Annotated in this window: 8 protein-coding genes; 6 read left to right on the forward strand and 2 right to left on the reverse strand. The window is 44.8% G+C overall.

The window, feature by feature from the left end; genetic code table 11:
* Positions 1 to 231 precede the first annotated feature (231 nt).
* Positions 232 to 6,420 carry a DUF4347 domain-containing protein gene (locus ABWT76_RS14845; RefSeq protein ID WP_354636340.1) on the forward strand — a complete coding sequence of 2,063 codons (6,189 nt, stop codon included), beginning with the start codon at positions 232 to 234 and terminating at the stop codon, positions 6,418 to 6,420.
* A 547-nt stretch (positions 6,421 to 6,967) separates the two neighbouring features.
* The gene (pyrR, locus tag ABWT76_RS14850; protein WP_054469950.1) at positions 6,968 to 7,513 is read left to right on the forward strand and encodes a bifunctional pyr operon transcriptional regulator/uracil phosphoribosyltransferase PyrR; all 546 of its coding nucleotides are present in this window, start codon (positions 6,968 to 6,970) and stop codon (positions 7,511 to 7,513) included.
* Between the two features lie 142 nt (positions 7,514 to 7,655).
* Here pyrR and lipA read toward each other — a convergent pair whose 3' ends face one another.
* The gene (gene lipA / locus ABWT76_RS14855) at positions 7,656 to 8,585 is read right to left on the reverse strand and encodes a lipoyl synthase (protein ID WP_313890593.1); all 930 of its coding nucleotides are present in this window, start codon (positions 8,583 to 8,585) and stop codon (positions 7,656 to 7,658) included.
* A 608-nt stretch (positions 8,586 to 9,193) separates the two neighbouring features.
* Between lipA and ABWT76_RS14860 the strand changes: the two genes are divergently transcribed.
* From ABWT76_RS14860 to rfaE1, 3 genes are all read left to right on the forward strand, one after another.
* Entirely contained in the window at positions 9,194 to 9,748 is a 555-nt protein-coding gene (locus tag ABWT76_RS14860; protein WP_054469952.1) for a response regulator, read from the forward strand.
* Between the two features lie 583 nt (positions 9,749 to 10,331).
* Positions 10,332 to 10,889 (forward strand): response regulator transcription factor, encoded by a 558-nt coding sequence (locus ABWT76_RS14865; RefSeq protein WP_054469953.1) that lies wholly within the window; start codon positions 10,332 to 10,334, stop codon positions 10,887 to 10,889.
* Positions 10,890 to 11,085: 196 nt separating this feature from the next.
* Positions 11,086 to 12,114, forward strand: a complete 1,029-nt coding sequence (gene rfaE1, locus ABWT76_RS14870; protein ID WP_054469954.1) for a D-glycero-beta-D-manno-heptose-7-phosphate kinase — start codon at positions 11,086 to 11,088, stop codon at positions 12,112 to 12,114.
* Positions 12,115 to 12,832: 718 nt separating this feature from the next.
* Here the strand turns inward: rfaE1 and ABWT76_RS14875 are convergent.
* Positions 12,833 to 13,858: a DNA cytosine methyltransferase gene (locus tag ABWT76_RS14875; protein WP_054469955.1), complete on the reverse strand. Its 1,026-nt coding sequence runs from the start codon at positions 13,856 to 13,858 to the stop codon at positions 12,833 to 12,835.
* A gap of 158 nt (positions 13,859 to 14,016) precedes the next feature.
* On the opposite strand from ABWT76_RS14875, the gene ABWT76_RS14880 reads away from it, so the two are divergent.
* Complete coding sequence (locus ABWT76_RS14880) at positions 14,017 to 15,165, forward strand: DNA methyltransferase (protein ID WP_054469956.1); 1,149 nt, start codon at positions 14,017 to 14,019, stop codon at positions 15,163 to 15,165.
* Positions 15,166 to 15,378: the final 213 nt, after the last annotated feature.

Raw genomic sequence — 15,378 nt, forward strand, 5'->3', positions numbered from 1 at the left:
AGTTATCTGTAGCATCCGCAGCTAACCCAGAAACCCGGTTTCTTGCCACTTTGCTTAAATCGAAAAAAACTTACTACAATCATTCAGAAGCTTATACCAGGAACCTCAGCAAATACTTAGTTAGCTAGAGAAAACATCATGCCTACAATCAGTCTCACCTCCGCAGCCAACTCACCCCAGGAAAAATATGGCCTGGGCGCCGCTGCCCACTAAGGTGGGCAGCGGCGCGAATTGGTCATCATTGACCCCACCGTATCCGACTATCAAAGTCTCGCTGCCGGAGTCAAACCGGCCACCTTTGTCCATATCCTCAACCCCAACCGGGATGGTATCGAGCAAATTACGGAAATCCTTGGGGCGAAGCATTCGCGTATAGATTGGCTGGAGAATCCACAAGATGTCGGCGCGAATGCTTTGCCCCTACAATCTATCCACATCATCTCCCACGGCAGCCCGGGCAGCCTAAAACTAGGCAACAGCACCCTCAACACCGAAAACCTAGAACAATACCAAGACCAGCTACAGCAATGGCAAACTGCCTTAGCCGATAATGCCGACATCAATATATATGGATGTAACGTCGCCCTAGGAGTCACAGGTCAGGCATTCATCCAACAACTAGCCCACCTCACCAAAGCGGATATCGCTGCCTCCACCACTCCCACGGGTAATGAGAAATTAGGCGGGAACTGGAACTTAGAATTTATTACAGGTAAAATTAAATCAGCCCTAGCATTTTCTCCCGAAGTCACCGCCGCTTATACTGGTGTTTTAGGCGATGGGTTGGGTGGAGTTGGAACTGGTGCAAATAACTTAAAATTATGGCTAAAAGCCGATGCTATCACAGGAGCCACAAATAGCGCTGCTGTCGGCACTTGGAACGACTCATCTGGTAATAGTATCGCGTTGTCTCAACCTAATGCTGCGAATCAACCAATCTATAAAACGGCGGGCTTAAATAACGTACCCACCCTCTCATTTAATGGCAGCAGCCAATACTATGAAGTCGCCTATAATGCCAGCTTGAATCCGGCTCAATTCACTGTTATTACAGTTACCCAAGTTGCGGGTGGCACAGGAACCTTTCGTTCTCCTATTACGAGCCGGAACTCAGGGCCACAACAAGGATATATACTATACGCTCAAGATGATAATAAATGGTCATCGTGGCTGGGGCAAAGTTCTTGGAACACTGCCACGGATTCTACTGCATTGACTTTGAATACAGGGTACATTACCTCTGGTTCTTACAACGGCAGTCAAAATACACTGTCCGTTAATGGCACGCAAACCAGTTTAAGCCTGACTAATTTTATTCAAAATACAAGCAAACCTCTCCGGGTAGGGGCTGGAACAACCGAAACAACACCTAACTGGTTTTTCAATGGGGATATTTCGGAAGTCATATTGTACGACAAAGCTTTGAACAATGCCGAACGTACCCTAGTTGATAACTACCTTGGTGCTAAATACAACATCACCATCAGTAACGATAAATATGTAGGTGATACACCAGCCAATGGTGACTACGACTGGAATGTAGCAGGAATTGGCAAAGAAGCCAACGGCACTAACATTTCTGGTAATACCACAGGCGGCTTAATCATTGATAATGGCACATTTTTAAAAGACAATGGTGACTATCTTGTTGCAGGTCAAAAAGACACAACCGCGAACCCTGCTACATTGGTCACAACAGACCTTCCCACAGGTGCAAATAACCGTTTGTCTCGTGTGTGGTATCTCGATAAAACTGATGTCAATACTAATGGGGGAACAGCTAACCTGACCTTCGACTTTTCCGACTCAGGATTAGGTGGTACTCCTAGTGGAAAATATCATTTATTATATCGCTCTGGAACCACAGGTAATTTCGCTTACGTTAACAATGCCACTTTCACGACTAACAGCACTTTTAGCATTACTGGCGACCAAGTAACTTTTAATAATGTTGATATCGGACTACTTAATGATGGCTACTACACATTAGCCTCAAAAAATAACAATGTCCCCCTCATCAACACCATTGCTAACGCCTCGATTAATGAAGACGCGGCACAACAAACGATTACTCTCACAGGTATTAGTGATATCGAAACCGCAACTAATGCTCTGACTCTCACCGCGACTTCTGATAACACAGGCTTAACGGGTACGCCCACCATTACTAATAATAATAATGGCACGGCTACCCTCCAATATACTCCCGTAGCCAATGCCAATGGCACTGCTAACATCAGCGTTACAGTCACCGATGGCGATGGTGGTACAGTAACTAAAACCTTTGCTGTCAACGTCAACGCCGTTAACGACGCGCCCAGTTTCACGACTACCGGCAACCCAACGACAGTAAACGAAGACGCAGGCGCCCAGACGGTAACGGCTTGGGCAACCTTCAACCCCGGTGCTGCCAACGAATCGGCCCAAACAGCCACCTACACCGTCAGCAACATCAGCAACGCGGGATTATTTGCCACAGCACCAGCGATAGATGCGAATGGCAACCTCACTTATACCCCCGCCGCCAATGTCAACGGCTTCTCCACCTTTGATGTGCAAGTCCAAGACAGCGGCGGCACTGCTAACGGCGGCGTCAATACCTCCACAACCCAAACCTTCACCATCAACGTTACTGCTGTCAACGACGCACCCAGTTTCAGCAACGCAGGCAACCAAACCCTCGCCGCTTGGACAAACACCCCCCAAACCGTTGCCAACTGGGCCAACACCTTCGTCTTCGGCCCCGCCAACGAAAGCAGCCAAGCAGTCCAAGACTTTATCGTTAACGTCACCTCTGGCAGCACCTTATTTACCAGCCTGCCAGACATCGCCAATGATGGCACCCTCACTTATACCCCCAAAGGCACCCCCGGCACTGCCACCATCTCTGTTCAACTCCAAGATAATGGCGGCACTGCCAACGGTGGCGCAGATACTTCCACTGCGGCCACCTTCACCATCACCATTCCCCCACCAACAGTCAACCTCTCCATCAGTCCCACCACCGGCACCGAAGCAGGCACCACCGCCATCACGGTGACAGCCACCGCCGCAGGCCCAGTATTTGGCAACCAAACCGTTGACCTGGCCTTAACCGGCTCTGCCACCGCCGCCGACTTCGCTGGCACCATTCCCACTCAAATTACCATTGCTAATGGCACCAGCAGCGGACAAGTCACCTTCACCATTGCTGATGACAAACTTGATGAAATCGACGAAACGGCTAATTTAACAATTAGTAACCCATCGGCAGGTATTCAGCTAGGAGCAACTACCACCGGCAGTTTCACCATTACTGACAACGACACCGCCGGATTTGATATCCTGCCCATCAGCGGCAACACCAGCGAAGATGGCACCCAAGCCACCTTTGACATCCGCTTAACCAGCGAACCAACCGCCAATGTCACCATTGGCTTAAGCAGCAGCAACACCGCCGAAGCGACCGTTGCCCCGGCTACCCTCACCTTTACACCAACCAACTGGAATACTTACCAAACTGTCACCATCACGGGTGTAGATGATGGGGTAGCAGACGATGACATCGCTTACCAAATTATCACCACTCCCGACACCACCACTACTGACACCAACTACAACAACCTCAACCCCGCCGATGTCACCGTCACCAACACTGACAACGACATCCCCGGAGTCACCATAGCTCAATCCGCAGGCAGCACCGAAGTCACAGAGGGCAGCACCACAGATACTTATACTGTAAAACTGAACACCCTCCCCACCGGCAACGTGGCGGTGACGGTGACAGCAGATGCTCAAGCCCAAGTGAGTCTCGATGGCACGAATTTTGCCGCCACTCAAACCTTAACGTTTACCTCCGTCAACGGCATCACGCCGCAAACGGTGACAGTTCGTGCTGTGGATGATACAGTAATAGAATCCAACCATACCAGTAGCATCACCCACGCTATTACCACCACTGCCGATGCCAACTATCCCACCACCATGACCGTGGGTGGTGTCAATGCCCATATCACCGATAACGATATCCGCTACACTCTCACCGACAGTAGTCCTACAATTACAGAAGGCAACAGCGGCACTCAGCAAATCGACTTTACCATTGAGCGAGCCGGGGCAATCAACGAAGCCAGCACCATAGATTTTAGCTTTGGCGGCACCGCAGCCAACACCATAGACTATAACCTGGTTTCTATTACTGGCACGGGAGTGACTACTACAGGCAGTACCATTAGTTTTGCTGCCAATGCCACCCAAGCCACCGTTACTGTGGAAATAGTCGGAGACCGAATAGACGAAACCGACGAAACCTTAATTTTATCTCTGCTTAACGCCACCGCCACGGGAACATCCACCATTGTCGGTTCTCCCGTCACTACTACCATTACTGATGATGACAAGGCAGGGATTACGGTGACTCCCACCAGTGGGTTAACCACCACCGAAGCTGGGGGAACTGCTACATTTACCCTGGTACTCGACAGTAAACCCACTGCTGATGTCACTATTACCGTTGCCTCTAGCAACACCGCTGAAGGAACCGTAGACAAGTCAACCCTGACTTTTACTTCTGCTAACTGGAATACCGCCCAAACGGTGACAGTCACCGGGGTGGATGACAATATTGATGATGGGGATATCGGCTACACCATAAGTACCACTGCCAATAGTAGCGATACCAAATATTCCGGCTTAACGGGTACTAATGTCAGCGTCACCAATACTGATAATGACAAGGCAGGCATTACGGTTACTCCCACCAGTGGGTTAACCACCACCGAAACTGGGGGAACTGCTACATTTACCCTGGTACTCGACAGTAAACCCACTGCTGATGTCACCATTACCGTTGCCTCTAGCAACACCGCTGAAGGAACTGTAGACAAGTCAACCCTGACTTTTACTTCTGCTAACTGGGATACCGCCCAAACGGTGACAGTCACCGGGGTGGATGACAATATTGATGATGGGGATATCGGCTACACCATCAGCACCACTGCCAATAGTACCGATACCAACTACAACGGTATCACCGCCGCCACTGTCGCCGTGACCAATACTGATAATGACAAGGCAGGCATTACGGTTACTCCCACCAGTGGGTTAACCACCACCGAAGCTGGGGGAACTGCTACCTTTACTGTGGTACTTGATAGTCAAGCAACCTCTGATGTCACCATTGGTATTACCAGTGATAATACTGCCGAGGGGACGGTTGCGATATCGGCATTGACATTTACCGCCGTAAACTGGAATCAACCTCAAACCGTCACTATCACCGGGGTAAATGATTATCTTGATGATGAAGATATCAGCTACAATATAATTACTGCCGCTGCCACCAGCACTGATGGCAAATATAATGGGTTAAATCCTAGCGATGTGTCGGTGACAAATCAGGATATTGGGGATTTATTCCCAATTCCTACTAATCAAATTCCTCCTTTCATGGGTCTGAGCAGTATTTTGCCCTCAGAAATTAGCAGTAATAATAGCCAAAATAATACTACTTTACCCGAACTTCCGGCTATTCCACCTGAACCCACGGTAGACTTAATCAATATTTCCTTTACTGCCGTAGGAACGGATAGTGCAGAGAATATTGATGCCACACCTAATGATGATGTAATTAGTGGTCAGGGTGGCAATGATGTTATCCGTGGTTTGCCCGGACGAGATGCCCTATTTGGAAATAGTGGAGATGATGAACTTTATGGCAACCAAGGGGCAGATTTATTGCTGGGTAATCAAGGTAAAGACATTATCTATGGTGGTCAAGGCAATGATTTAGCAATGGGTGGTCAAAATGATGACTTAATCTATGGCGATTTAGGTAGCGATACCTTGATTGGTGATTTAGGGAGCGATCGCATATTTGGGGGCTCATCTAGCCCTGGTTCAGTTGCTAGTGATGCCGGTGATTTGCTATTCGGAAAAGATGGCAATGATTTCCTGCATGGCCATGCGGGAGATGACTCAATTTCCGGTGGCAATGATAATGATACCGCCCGTGGTGGTCAGGGTGATGACCTAATTCACGGCGATGCGGGCGCTGATATTTTATATGGGGATAAGGGCAATGATAGCCTGACCGGAAATGCCGATAATGATGTGGTTTATGGCGGCGAAGGGAATGATTTCCTCTGGGGAGGAGATGGTGAAGATTTCCTCTATGGAGATGAAGGCGATGATACCCTAATTGGTAATGCAGACAAAGATTATTTTGTACTGCAATCTAGCTTTGGTTCTGATACAATTCTGGACTTTACTAACGGTATTGACCTAATTGGTTTAGCCGGTGGTTTAACCTTTGACCAGTTAAGTATTACTGGCAGTAATGGGAATACTTTAATAGCCCGTGGCAATGAATTGTTAGTCACATTAACGGGTGTTGATGTTAGTTTGATTACCAGCGCTGATTTCACCTTAATGGTGTAGGTGTTTATAAACCGGGTTTCTTCTCTTTGTGTCCTTTGTGCCTTTGTGGTTTATTTTCACCACAGAACTCTGCCGGACACGAATAAAAATATCTCTCTGTGTCCGGCAGAGTTCTGTGGTGAAATTATCTCTAAAAATGCTTGACAATTTGTTAATGAATAGATCAGATATAGTCATCAAGAATAGTTCAGGTTTATTGGGGCTGTAAACACATCCAACAAGCCCAGGAAAGAAAAGAGGAAAGAGAAAAGAGGAAAGAGATGCATTATGAAAATTCACTCTCTCCTCTCTCCTCTATCTGTTTTAAGCAAAAAAAACCGGTTTATTAGTCCTCACAAATCGCCCTAAAAAACGTTTTTTTTGAATTTATTTAAACAATTTTTCATCTGATTTTTAATTTTTCATAAGCTAAAATCCCCTGATTTAGATTATGGTTACTTTTGGTCTTGAAGGTGATCCGAATTAAAATTGTTGATTTATGGTTGCGATCGTGCAATAATTACGGTTTACCTAAGTGATAGAATGATGTTTTGGCATCTAACTTTCCATGTCTATTCAAGTTATCGAGATTCTCTCTGCTGAAGAAATCCGCCGTACCCTGACTCGCATCGCCTCGCAAATTATAGAAAAATCAGGGGATTTATCCCATTTGGTGCTGTTAGGTCTTCGCACCAGAGGTGTCCCCCTGGCTCACGAATTAGCCAGCTATATTCAAGCTTTGGAAAATATCCAAGTCCCAGTCGGTGCTTTGGATATCACCTTTTATCGGGATGACCTGCAAGATTTGGGCATGAGAACCCCTGGTAAAACAGAAATTCCCTTTGACCTGACGGGCAAAAATGTGGTGATTGTGGATGATGTGATTTACAAAGGCCGCACTATTCGCGCTGCTTTGAATGCGGTCAATGATTATGGCAGACCAAGGGTGATTCGTTTGGCCGTGTTGGTAGACCGAGGTCATCGCGAATTACCGATTCATCCTGATTTTATCGGCAAAACTTTGCCCACCGCTGCGGAAGAGCAAGTGAAAGTTTATGTCAATAATGTGGATGGCCGGGATGCGGTGGAGTTGTTGAAAACCGTCGATCCTTAAGTCTTAGTGTTGCTACTTCGGATAGCTAGGTTTGACGGATCCTCGGAACCCTTGAACACTTAACATCAAGTTAGGGTGGTCTGTCCTTCCGATCAATGACTTCAGAAACCGGGTTTCGTAGAAGTTACCCGGTTTCTGAACCCTAACTTTCTTCCCCTGCATGATAGGAACTGCGGACTAAAGGCCCCGATCGCACATGAGCAAAGCCCATTTCTCTGGCGATCGCCCCTAAGCGATCGAATTCCTCTGGCGTCCAGTATCTTTCCACGGGCAAATGTTCCAGGGAAGGTCGCATATATTGACCCAAAGTGAGGCGATCGCAATTCACCGCCCGTAAATCTTGCATCGTCTCTATCACCTCCGCTTCCGTTTCCCCGGTTCCTAGCATCAGCCCAGACTTAGTGGGAATAGTCGAATCTAATTCTTTGACGATTCTTAATACGTCTAGAGAGCGATCGTATTTCGCCCCACGACGAACCGGGCCTGTCAAGCGGCGCACGGTTTCTAGATTATGGTTATAACAAGCGGGTTTTGCCCGGACTACGGTGGCAATGCGATCGCGCTGCAACTCAGCGGTAGTTTTCTCCTCCGACTGACCGCCCCAAAAATCCGGGGTCAGCACCTCAATTTGAGTTTCTGGATTCAAGGAGCGAATTTCGTCCATCGTCGCCGCAAACCACCCGGCGCCCCCATCAGCCAAATCATCCCTAGCCACGGAAGTCAGCACCACATAACGCAAACCCAGAAGTTGCACAGACTCCGCCACCTTCCGGGGTTCCTCTGGATCCAATGGCATCGGCGCATGACCTTTATCCACCTGACAAAAAGCACAAGACCGGGTACAAGTTGGCCCCATCAACAAAAAAGTTGCCGTCTTTTGGCTATAGCATTCCCCTCGGTTGGGGCAACGTCCCTCCTCACAAATCGTATGAATTTGGCGTTGCTTAATAATTTGCTGAACTGTGGAAATTTCACTAGCTTTGCCAATGGGACGGCGCAACCATTCCGGCATTGCCTGAATTTCCGCCCGACGCGCTGCTAAAGGATTTAAAATAGTTTCATTGCTTGGCATAGACATAAGTAAGAAATCATTAAAGAATAGGTATTGGCGATCGGTTAAAGGAGCAGACGAGCTTCAGGAGCAGAGGAGCTTCAGGAGCAGAGGGGATGAGGGGATGAGGAGCTTCAGGAGAAAAATTCTCCCCCGCACCCCTGCACCCCCGCACCCCCGCACCCCTGCTCGGTGAGCGAAGCCTGTCCTGAGCGCAGCCGAAAGGCCGAACCGCCGTTCCCCTTACCACTTGTTAATGTAACGCCTAGATGCGATCGCCTGCCATTTCTCCATTCAGCATAAATCTTGATCGCATGATGTTCTTAACCATTTAATTCAAAAGTTTAAAATTGAATATGGTAACATACCAGCAGGTTTGCCCTTACAGCAATGTGGCTCTCGGTTAATCAGATGTTAAAATAGGAGGATCCAATGCGGTGATAGATATCTCTGTCGTTGATCTCTGTCGTTGTGGGTAGCCTTTGCGTAAAACCACCGACTTTGTTTTTACCGAAAGCCGTAGCAAACATCAAAAAATCCAGCCTGCTTTTCATTCACTCATCTTTTGATTCAGCTTATTCAGCTTATTCAGTTTATTTATTAAGAATTACCCGAGGAGTTCATTAGTCGTGGCAAGTCACAAAATTCTGGTTATCGATGACAGCAAAGTAATTCAGCGCATGGTCAAAGATATGTTACCCCCTGGAAACTTTGACGTGATTCAAGCCTTAGATGGAGAAGAAGGACTTAAACAGATCAAAAGCTCACAACCTAATCTGATCATGTTAGACTTTTTGTTACCAAAAGTCAGCGGCTGGGAAGTCTTTCAGCAACTAGAAAAATTCTCCAATGCTCAAGGGAAAATGATCCCTTTAGTCCTCATGTCAGGGCGTAAACCAGAAGTCACCGAAAAAATTCCGGAACCGTTTGAATACTTTGAATTTATTGAAAAGCCTTTTCAGCAGAAACAACTCATTAACGCGATTAAAACCGCAATGGCGAAAGCTAAAAATTGGCAACCGCCCGGTGGAGTTGCCCCTAGCCAACCACCAGCAGGTGCTGGAGCCAGTGATGCCGAAATTCAAGCTTTGAAAAAGCAGATTGTGGCTATGCAAAATGAGATTAATACCTTGAAGAAACAGTTAACTCAAGTCGTGACCTTGATTAAGCAAAAACTCAAATAGATAATAACGGTTCATTGGTTCATTGGTTCATTAGTTTATTATAGGCATGAAATCAAGCGAGCATTTTTCTGGCGATAATTATGATCGTATTAATGCAATTTAAACCAAAAATAAAGCACCATTGACCATTAATCTTTGATGCCATTAATGGGTAAAAATGCAAAAAATACGACCATAATAAAAAATACCTAAAAATACATCCCGGATAAATTTATATATATATAAATATACAGAATATATGTTATTATGGTCTAAAATTTATTTTATATTGATTGCTCAGATAAATTGATCGGATAAATATTCAATATATTTATTCAATATATTTATTTATGAATTATGTATTTAATTACATCAGTCAAAATTAGTTATAAAATATCCAAGCAATAATTAATTTATGTAATTGATCAAAAATTGACCTCGGTTAATCACATTTGCATGGCATGGCATATCAATCCTTGGTTTTTATGTTTCAATAGTTCAAAGTTAAATTTTATAAATCTAGTATTTCCCAGGAAATAAAATCCGATAAAAAATCACTTTATTTACCATTATACTTTTGTATAAATTACCACAGGAGTCTATCGTGGCAAGTCGTAAAATTCTGGTGATTGATGACAGTAAAGTCATTCAACGCATGGTCAAAGATATGTTACCACCCGGTAATTTTGAGGTTCTCCAAGCCCTAGACGGAGAAGCCGGACTTAAATTAATCCGGGCAGAAAACCCAGATTTAATTATGTTGGATTTTCTTCTACCAAAAGTCAGCGGCTGGGAAGTGTTTCAGCAATTAGAAAAATTCGCCAAGGCGAAAGAGAAAATGATTCCTCTGGTTCTTATGTCCGGGCGCAAAGAAGAAGTGACCGAGAAGCTGCCGGAACCTTTTGAGCATTTTGAGTTTATTGAAAAACCTTTTGAACAGAAAAAACTGATTGCCGCGATTAAAAGCGCAATGGTCAAGTCTACCAAATGGTCTGACGGCGTTCCTGCCACTGCCGCTCCTGCCCATGCTGCCGCTGCTGCTGGTGGTGGTGACGACATTCAAGCCCTGAAAAAGCAACTTGCTACTATGCAGGCAGAAATTAATACTTTGAAGAAACAGCTAACTCAAGTTGTCACCCTGATTAAACAAAAACTTAAGTAAATATTCACAAATATTCGTCCGTTGACCGTTGATATGTATTTGGGCGAAACATTCCGGTGATAAATTTAAGCTTTTAATCAGCAAATATCTGCCGGAATGCTTCCCCCCTACATGGTTATATGCATCTGGGTTATATGCATCGGCAAAAATCTCAAAAATCTGTAGGTTTGTCAACAGTTAACGAAAATTTATCAATATGACTCTAGATGTAGTATTTGCGGAACGACTCTCTCAACAGCGCGATCGCCTAATCGAGTTATTGGATCGCTTTTCTCAAGCCAAAGTCCTGGTGGTCGGGGACTTAACCCTGGATGAATTTCTCACCGGGCAAGTAGAACGGATTTCTCGTGAAGCCCCGGTCTTAATTTTGCGCCACGAAAATACGCGCCAAGTTCCCGGAGGCGGTGCGAATGCGGTATATAACTTGGCCACCTTGGGCGCCCAGGTAAAAGTGGTGGGTTTAGTGGGCAAAGATGACCAAGGAATAGCCTTGCGGGGGATTTTCGATCGCGCAGGGGTGGACACCACCGGGATATTGCTAGATCCCAACCGGCCCACGGTGACGAAAACCCGGATTTCTGGTCATGCGCGACAGTCGGTGACGCAACAAGTTGTCCGAGTCGATCGCAAGTCCGACGAATTACCCGACCCAGAGTTACGGGAACAGTTAGCGGAATATATTCGCGCCCATATATCTACCGTTGATGCGGTGGTTTGTTCTGATTACGGGGATGGGGTATTCACTCCCCCGGTAATTGCCGCCGCGTTGCAGCATTCCCGCGTTATTGTCGATACCCAAAAGCAGTTACCACGGTATGCGGGGGCAACAATTTTTACCCCCAACCTCCCAGAAGCGGAGTTAGCGGTGGGCTATAAAATTAACAATCCCCAATTACTTCAGCAAGCAGGGAATGATTTGCTTTCCCTGACTCAAGCGAAACAAATGCTGATTACTCGTGGGGATGAGGGGATGAGTTTGTTCGATCGCACGGGTAAGAGTGAACATATTCCTCCATTTAATCGCACGGATGTATTTGATGTGACTGGGGCTGGGGATACGGTGGCTGCGGCTTTAACTATTGCTTTAGCAGTGGGGGCATCTTATTGGGAAGCGGCAGTGTTAGGCAATTTAGCCGCCAGTATTGTGGTGCGTCAATTTGGTACTGCTACCACGGCGATCGATGAGATGAAATTGGCGTTAGGGAAATTATTAGGAGAACAGTAATATTCGTAATATTTGTAGGGGCGAAGCATTTCGGCAGTAAATCTCTGGTGATTACCGACAATTTATCTGCCGAAATGCTTCGCCCTAATCTACCAGTAAATCTCTGACTATTACCGACAATTTATCTGCCGAAATGCTTCGCCCTAATCGGCAGTAAATCTCTGGTGATTACCGACAATTTATCTGCCGAAATGCTTCGCCCTAATCGGCAGTAAACCTTTGCCTATTACCGACAATTTATCTACCGAAATGCAGGGCGGCGAAGCATTTCGGTAATAAATCTCTGGTGATTACCGATAATTTATCTGCCAGATTATGGCGAAGCATTTCGGTAATAAATCTCTGGTGATTACCGATAATTTATCTGCCAGATTAGGGCGAAGCATTTCGGTAATAAATCTCTGGTGATTACCGATAATTTATCTGCCAAAATGCTTCGCCCCTACAGGTTTCGGGGGTTTCAAATAATAAATTTTGGGTGATTACCGATAATTTATCTGCCAGATTAGGGCGAAGCATTTCGGTAATAAATCTCTGGTAATTACCCACGATTTATCTGCCAGATTAGGGCGAAGCATTTCGGTAATAAATCTCTGGTGATTACCGATAATTTATCTGCCAGATTAGGGCGAAGCATTTCGGTAATAAATCTCTGGTGATTAGCGACAATTTATCTGCCAGATTAGGGCGAAGCATTTCGGTAATAAATCTCTGGTGATTACCGATAATTTATCTGCCGAAATGCTTCGCCCCTACAGGTTTCGGGGGGTTCAGATAATAGATTTTGCTGGATAATTTTTTGCGCGATCGCTTCTACCATTGGCACACAAACGGAATTGCCAATTTGCTTATAACTTTCCCCTAAATTAGCATCAATTTTAAAAGTTTCCGGGAAACCCATAATCCGATAACATTCCCGAATGGTCATTTTTCTGACCCGATTGGTTTCAGGAATATAAATAAAAAATCTACCAGAAGTTTCCTGAGAGGGCAAGGTGGGGTGAACCCCATCAATAGAATAAATCCGGTTTGGTTGACGGTGGACTCTGGATAAATGTTCGGTATTTGGTCGGACTCCAGTTTTCCACTTTCCTTTATTCCGATAACCGACAAATATTAATCCAGAAGCTTGTTTTTTCGGTTCTTTAATTAAAGTATATTCATCAGGAGATAAAAAGTCAAAATCTCCCTTTTGATCCAAAAAATTTCGCAGGGCTTGAGGTGACGTTTCCCTAAACTTAGCAAAATTAAACGGACGATTTTTGACGGCCATGATAATGATTCTTTCTCGATTTTGGGGCAAGCCAAAATCTTTGGCATTTAATAGTTGATAGTTGACATGATAGTTTAAATTTTGCAAACTTTGGATAATTATGCTTAAAGTTTGACCGCGATCGTGATGAATTAAATGCTTGACATTTTCCAAAACCACAACTTTCGGTTGCTTGGCAGCAATAATTTTACAAATTTCAAAAAATAATGTGCCTCGCGTATCCTCAAAACCTTGTTTCTTGCCGCAAATACTAAATGGTTGACAAGGAAAACCCGCCAAAAGTACATCAAAATCTGGTAACGACTGGGGGTTAATCTCCCGAATATCTCCCCAGGGAATCTCTTGGTAATTATTACTATATACTTCTCGACATCTTTGATTAATTTCGCAGGAAAATACGCAATTGTACCCAGCTTTCTCAAAGCCCATCCTAAAACCGCCAATTCCCGCGAATAAATCAATAAATTTCATATATTTTGATCTATGATTTACATTACTGTAGTAGGTTGGTTTCCGTGTTTCCACCGAAAGCGCTTTTTATTTTATAATAAATATCATACATTAAAAAATAGCAAAAATGTTTAAGTGTGTCAAGAATATTTAACTAATTATCACCCGAAACTGATAAAATGGCAGAAAATTTACCTCAATATTCTCAAGATCCTAACTGGGAATTAAATGCCCAGTTATGGCAGGGGTCATTTAATGGTCGAGAAAGTAGCTTGCATCAGCTTTCTCCTTATGTGGGAAAACTAAAATCTGGCATGGCTAAAGTGTTAATTCAACTCTATTCTCAACCGGGAGAAATTATCTTAGATCCGTTTGCGGGTTCGGGAGTGGTTCCCCTAGAATGTATTTTATCAGGACGGATTGCCTGGGCAAATGATTTGAGTCCTTATGCTTATATTTTAACGCGAGGAAAATTAGAAACACCGCGAGAAGAAAATATGGCCTTGGCTACGGCTAATTCATTATTAGATCGGATAGAACCAGAAAGATTTTTAGTTGATATTCGGGAGGTTCCCCAATGGGTGCAGGATTTTTTTCATCCACAAACTTTACCAGAAATTATCAGTGCTTTTCGCCTATTTCATGCCGACAAAAAAAATTTTTTAATTGCTTGCTTGTTGGGAATATTACAGCATATGCGCCCCGGATTTCTCTCTTATCCTGCTTCTCATTTAGTCCCCTATTTGCGGCGGAGAAAATATCCCCCAGAACAGTTTCCCGAAATGTATGAATATCGGGATGTGCGATCGCGCCTCTTGGCCAAAATAAAACGGGCATATCGTCACCCCCAAATACCAGAAAACTGGGAAAATCGCCAATATCAAGTTTGGCAAAACAACGCCATGAATTTACCCATTCCTAATCAAAGTGTGGATGCGATTATTTCTAGTCCCCCTTATTTTGGGGCTTTAGACTATGCACGGGATAATCGTTTGCGTCTCTGGTTTTTGGGTTGTGAAAACTGGAAGGAATTAGACGCTACTTTAACCGCAAAAAGTAAAGTTTATTTACCCCAAATGTCCGCTTGTTTGCAAGAAATGGCCCGGGTACTCAAACCGGGACATCATTGCGTGTTGGTACTCGGTGACGTGCAGAAGAACGGCAAAACCACTAAGACCGCAGAAATTTTAGCGGAGTTAGCGGTGGAAAAGACCGGGGCATTTGTGGTAGAAACCATTTATGATGACCAAATTCCTGACGAGAGGCGATCGCGCAGGGGCACCCATAGCACCAAATTGGAGCGGATTTTAGTTATGCGAAAAATATAAATGTGTTATCTGTTATTTGTTGATTGTTGATTGTTGATTGTTGATTGTTGATTGTTATTTGTTATTTGTTATTTTTTGATTGTTCACCAACCAACAACCATCAACTAACAACAACCAACCAACAACTATCAACCAAAGTTACTTAAATTGTAGGGTGGGCAATGCCTACGGCTGTCAAAGTCTAAAAATCAAGCACAAAATTGCCCAGTTAAT

Origin of the sequence: Planktothricoides raciborskii GIHE-MW2 (assembly GCF_040564635.1) — a bacterium.
Taxonomy (GTDB): domain Bacteria; phylum Cyanobacteriota; class Cyanobacteriia; order Cyanobacteriales; family Laspinemataceae; genus Planktothricoides; species Planktothricoides raciborskii.

Excerpts from the sequence above, each read along its gene's own strand:
- pyrR (WP_054469950.1), top strand. The coding sequence starts at position 6,968 with ATGTCTATTCAAGTTATCGAGATTCTCTCTGCTGAAGAAATCCGCCGT.
- lipA (WP_313890593.1), bottom strand. The coding sequence starts at position 8,585 with ATGCCAAGCAATGAAACTATTTTAAATCCTTTAGCAGCGCGTCGGGCG.
- rfaE1 (WP_054469954.1), top strand. The coding sequence starts at position 11,086 with ATGACTCTAGATGTAGTATTTGCGGAACGACTCTCTCAACAGCGCGAT.
- ABWT76_RS14875 (WP_054469955.1), bottom strand. The coding sequence starts at position 13,858 with ATGAAATTTATTGATTTATTCGCGGGAATTGGCGGTTTTAGGATGGGC.
- ABWT76_RS14880 (WP_054469956.1), top strand. The coding sequence starts at position 14,017 with ATGGCAGAAAATTTACCTCAATATTCTCAAGATCCTAACTGGGAATTA.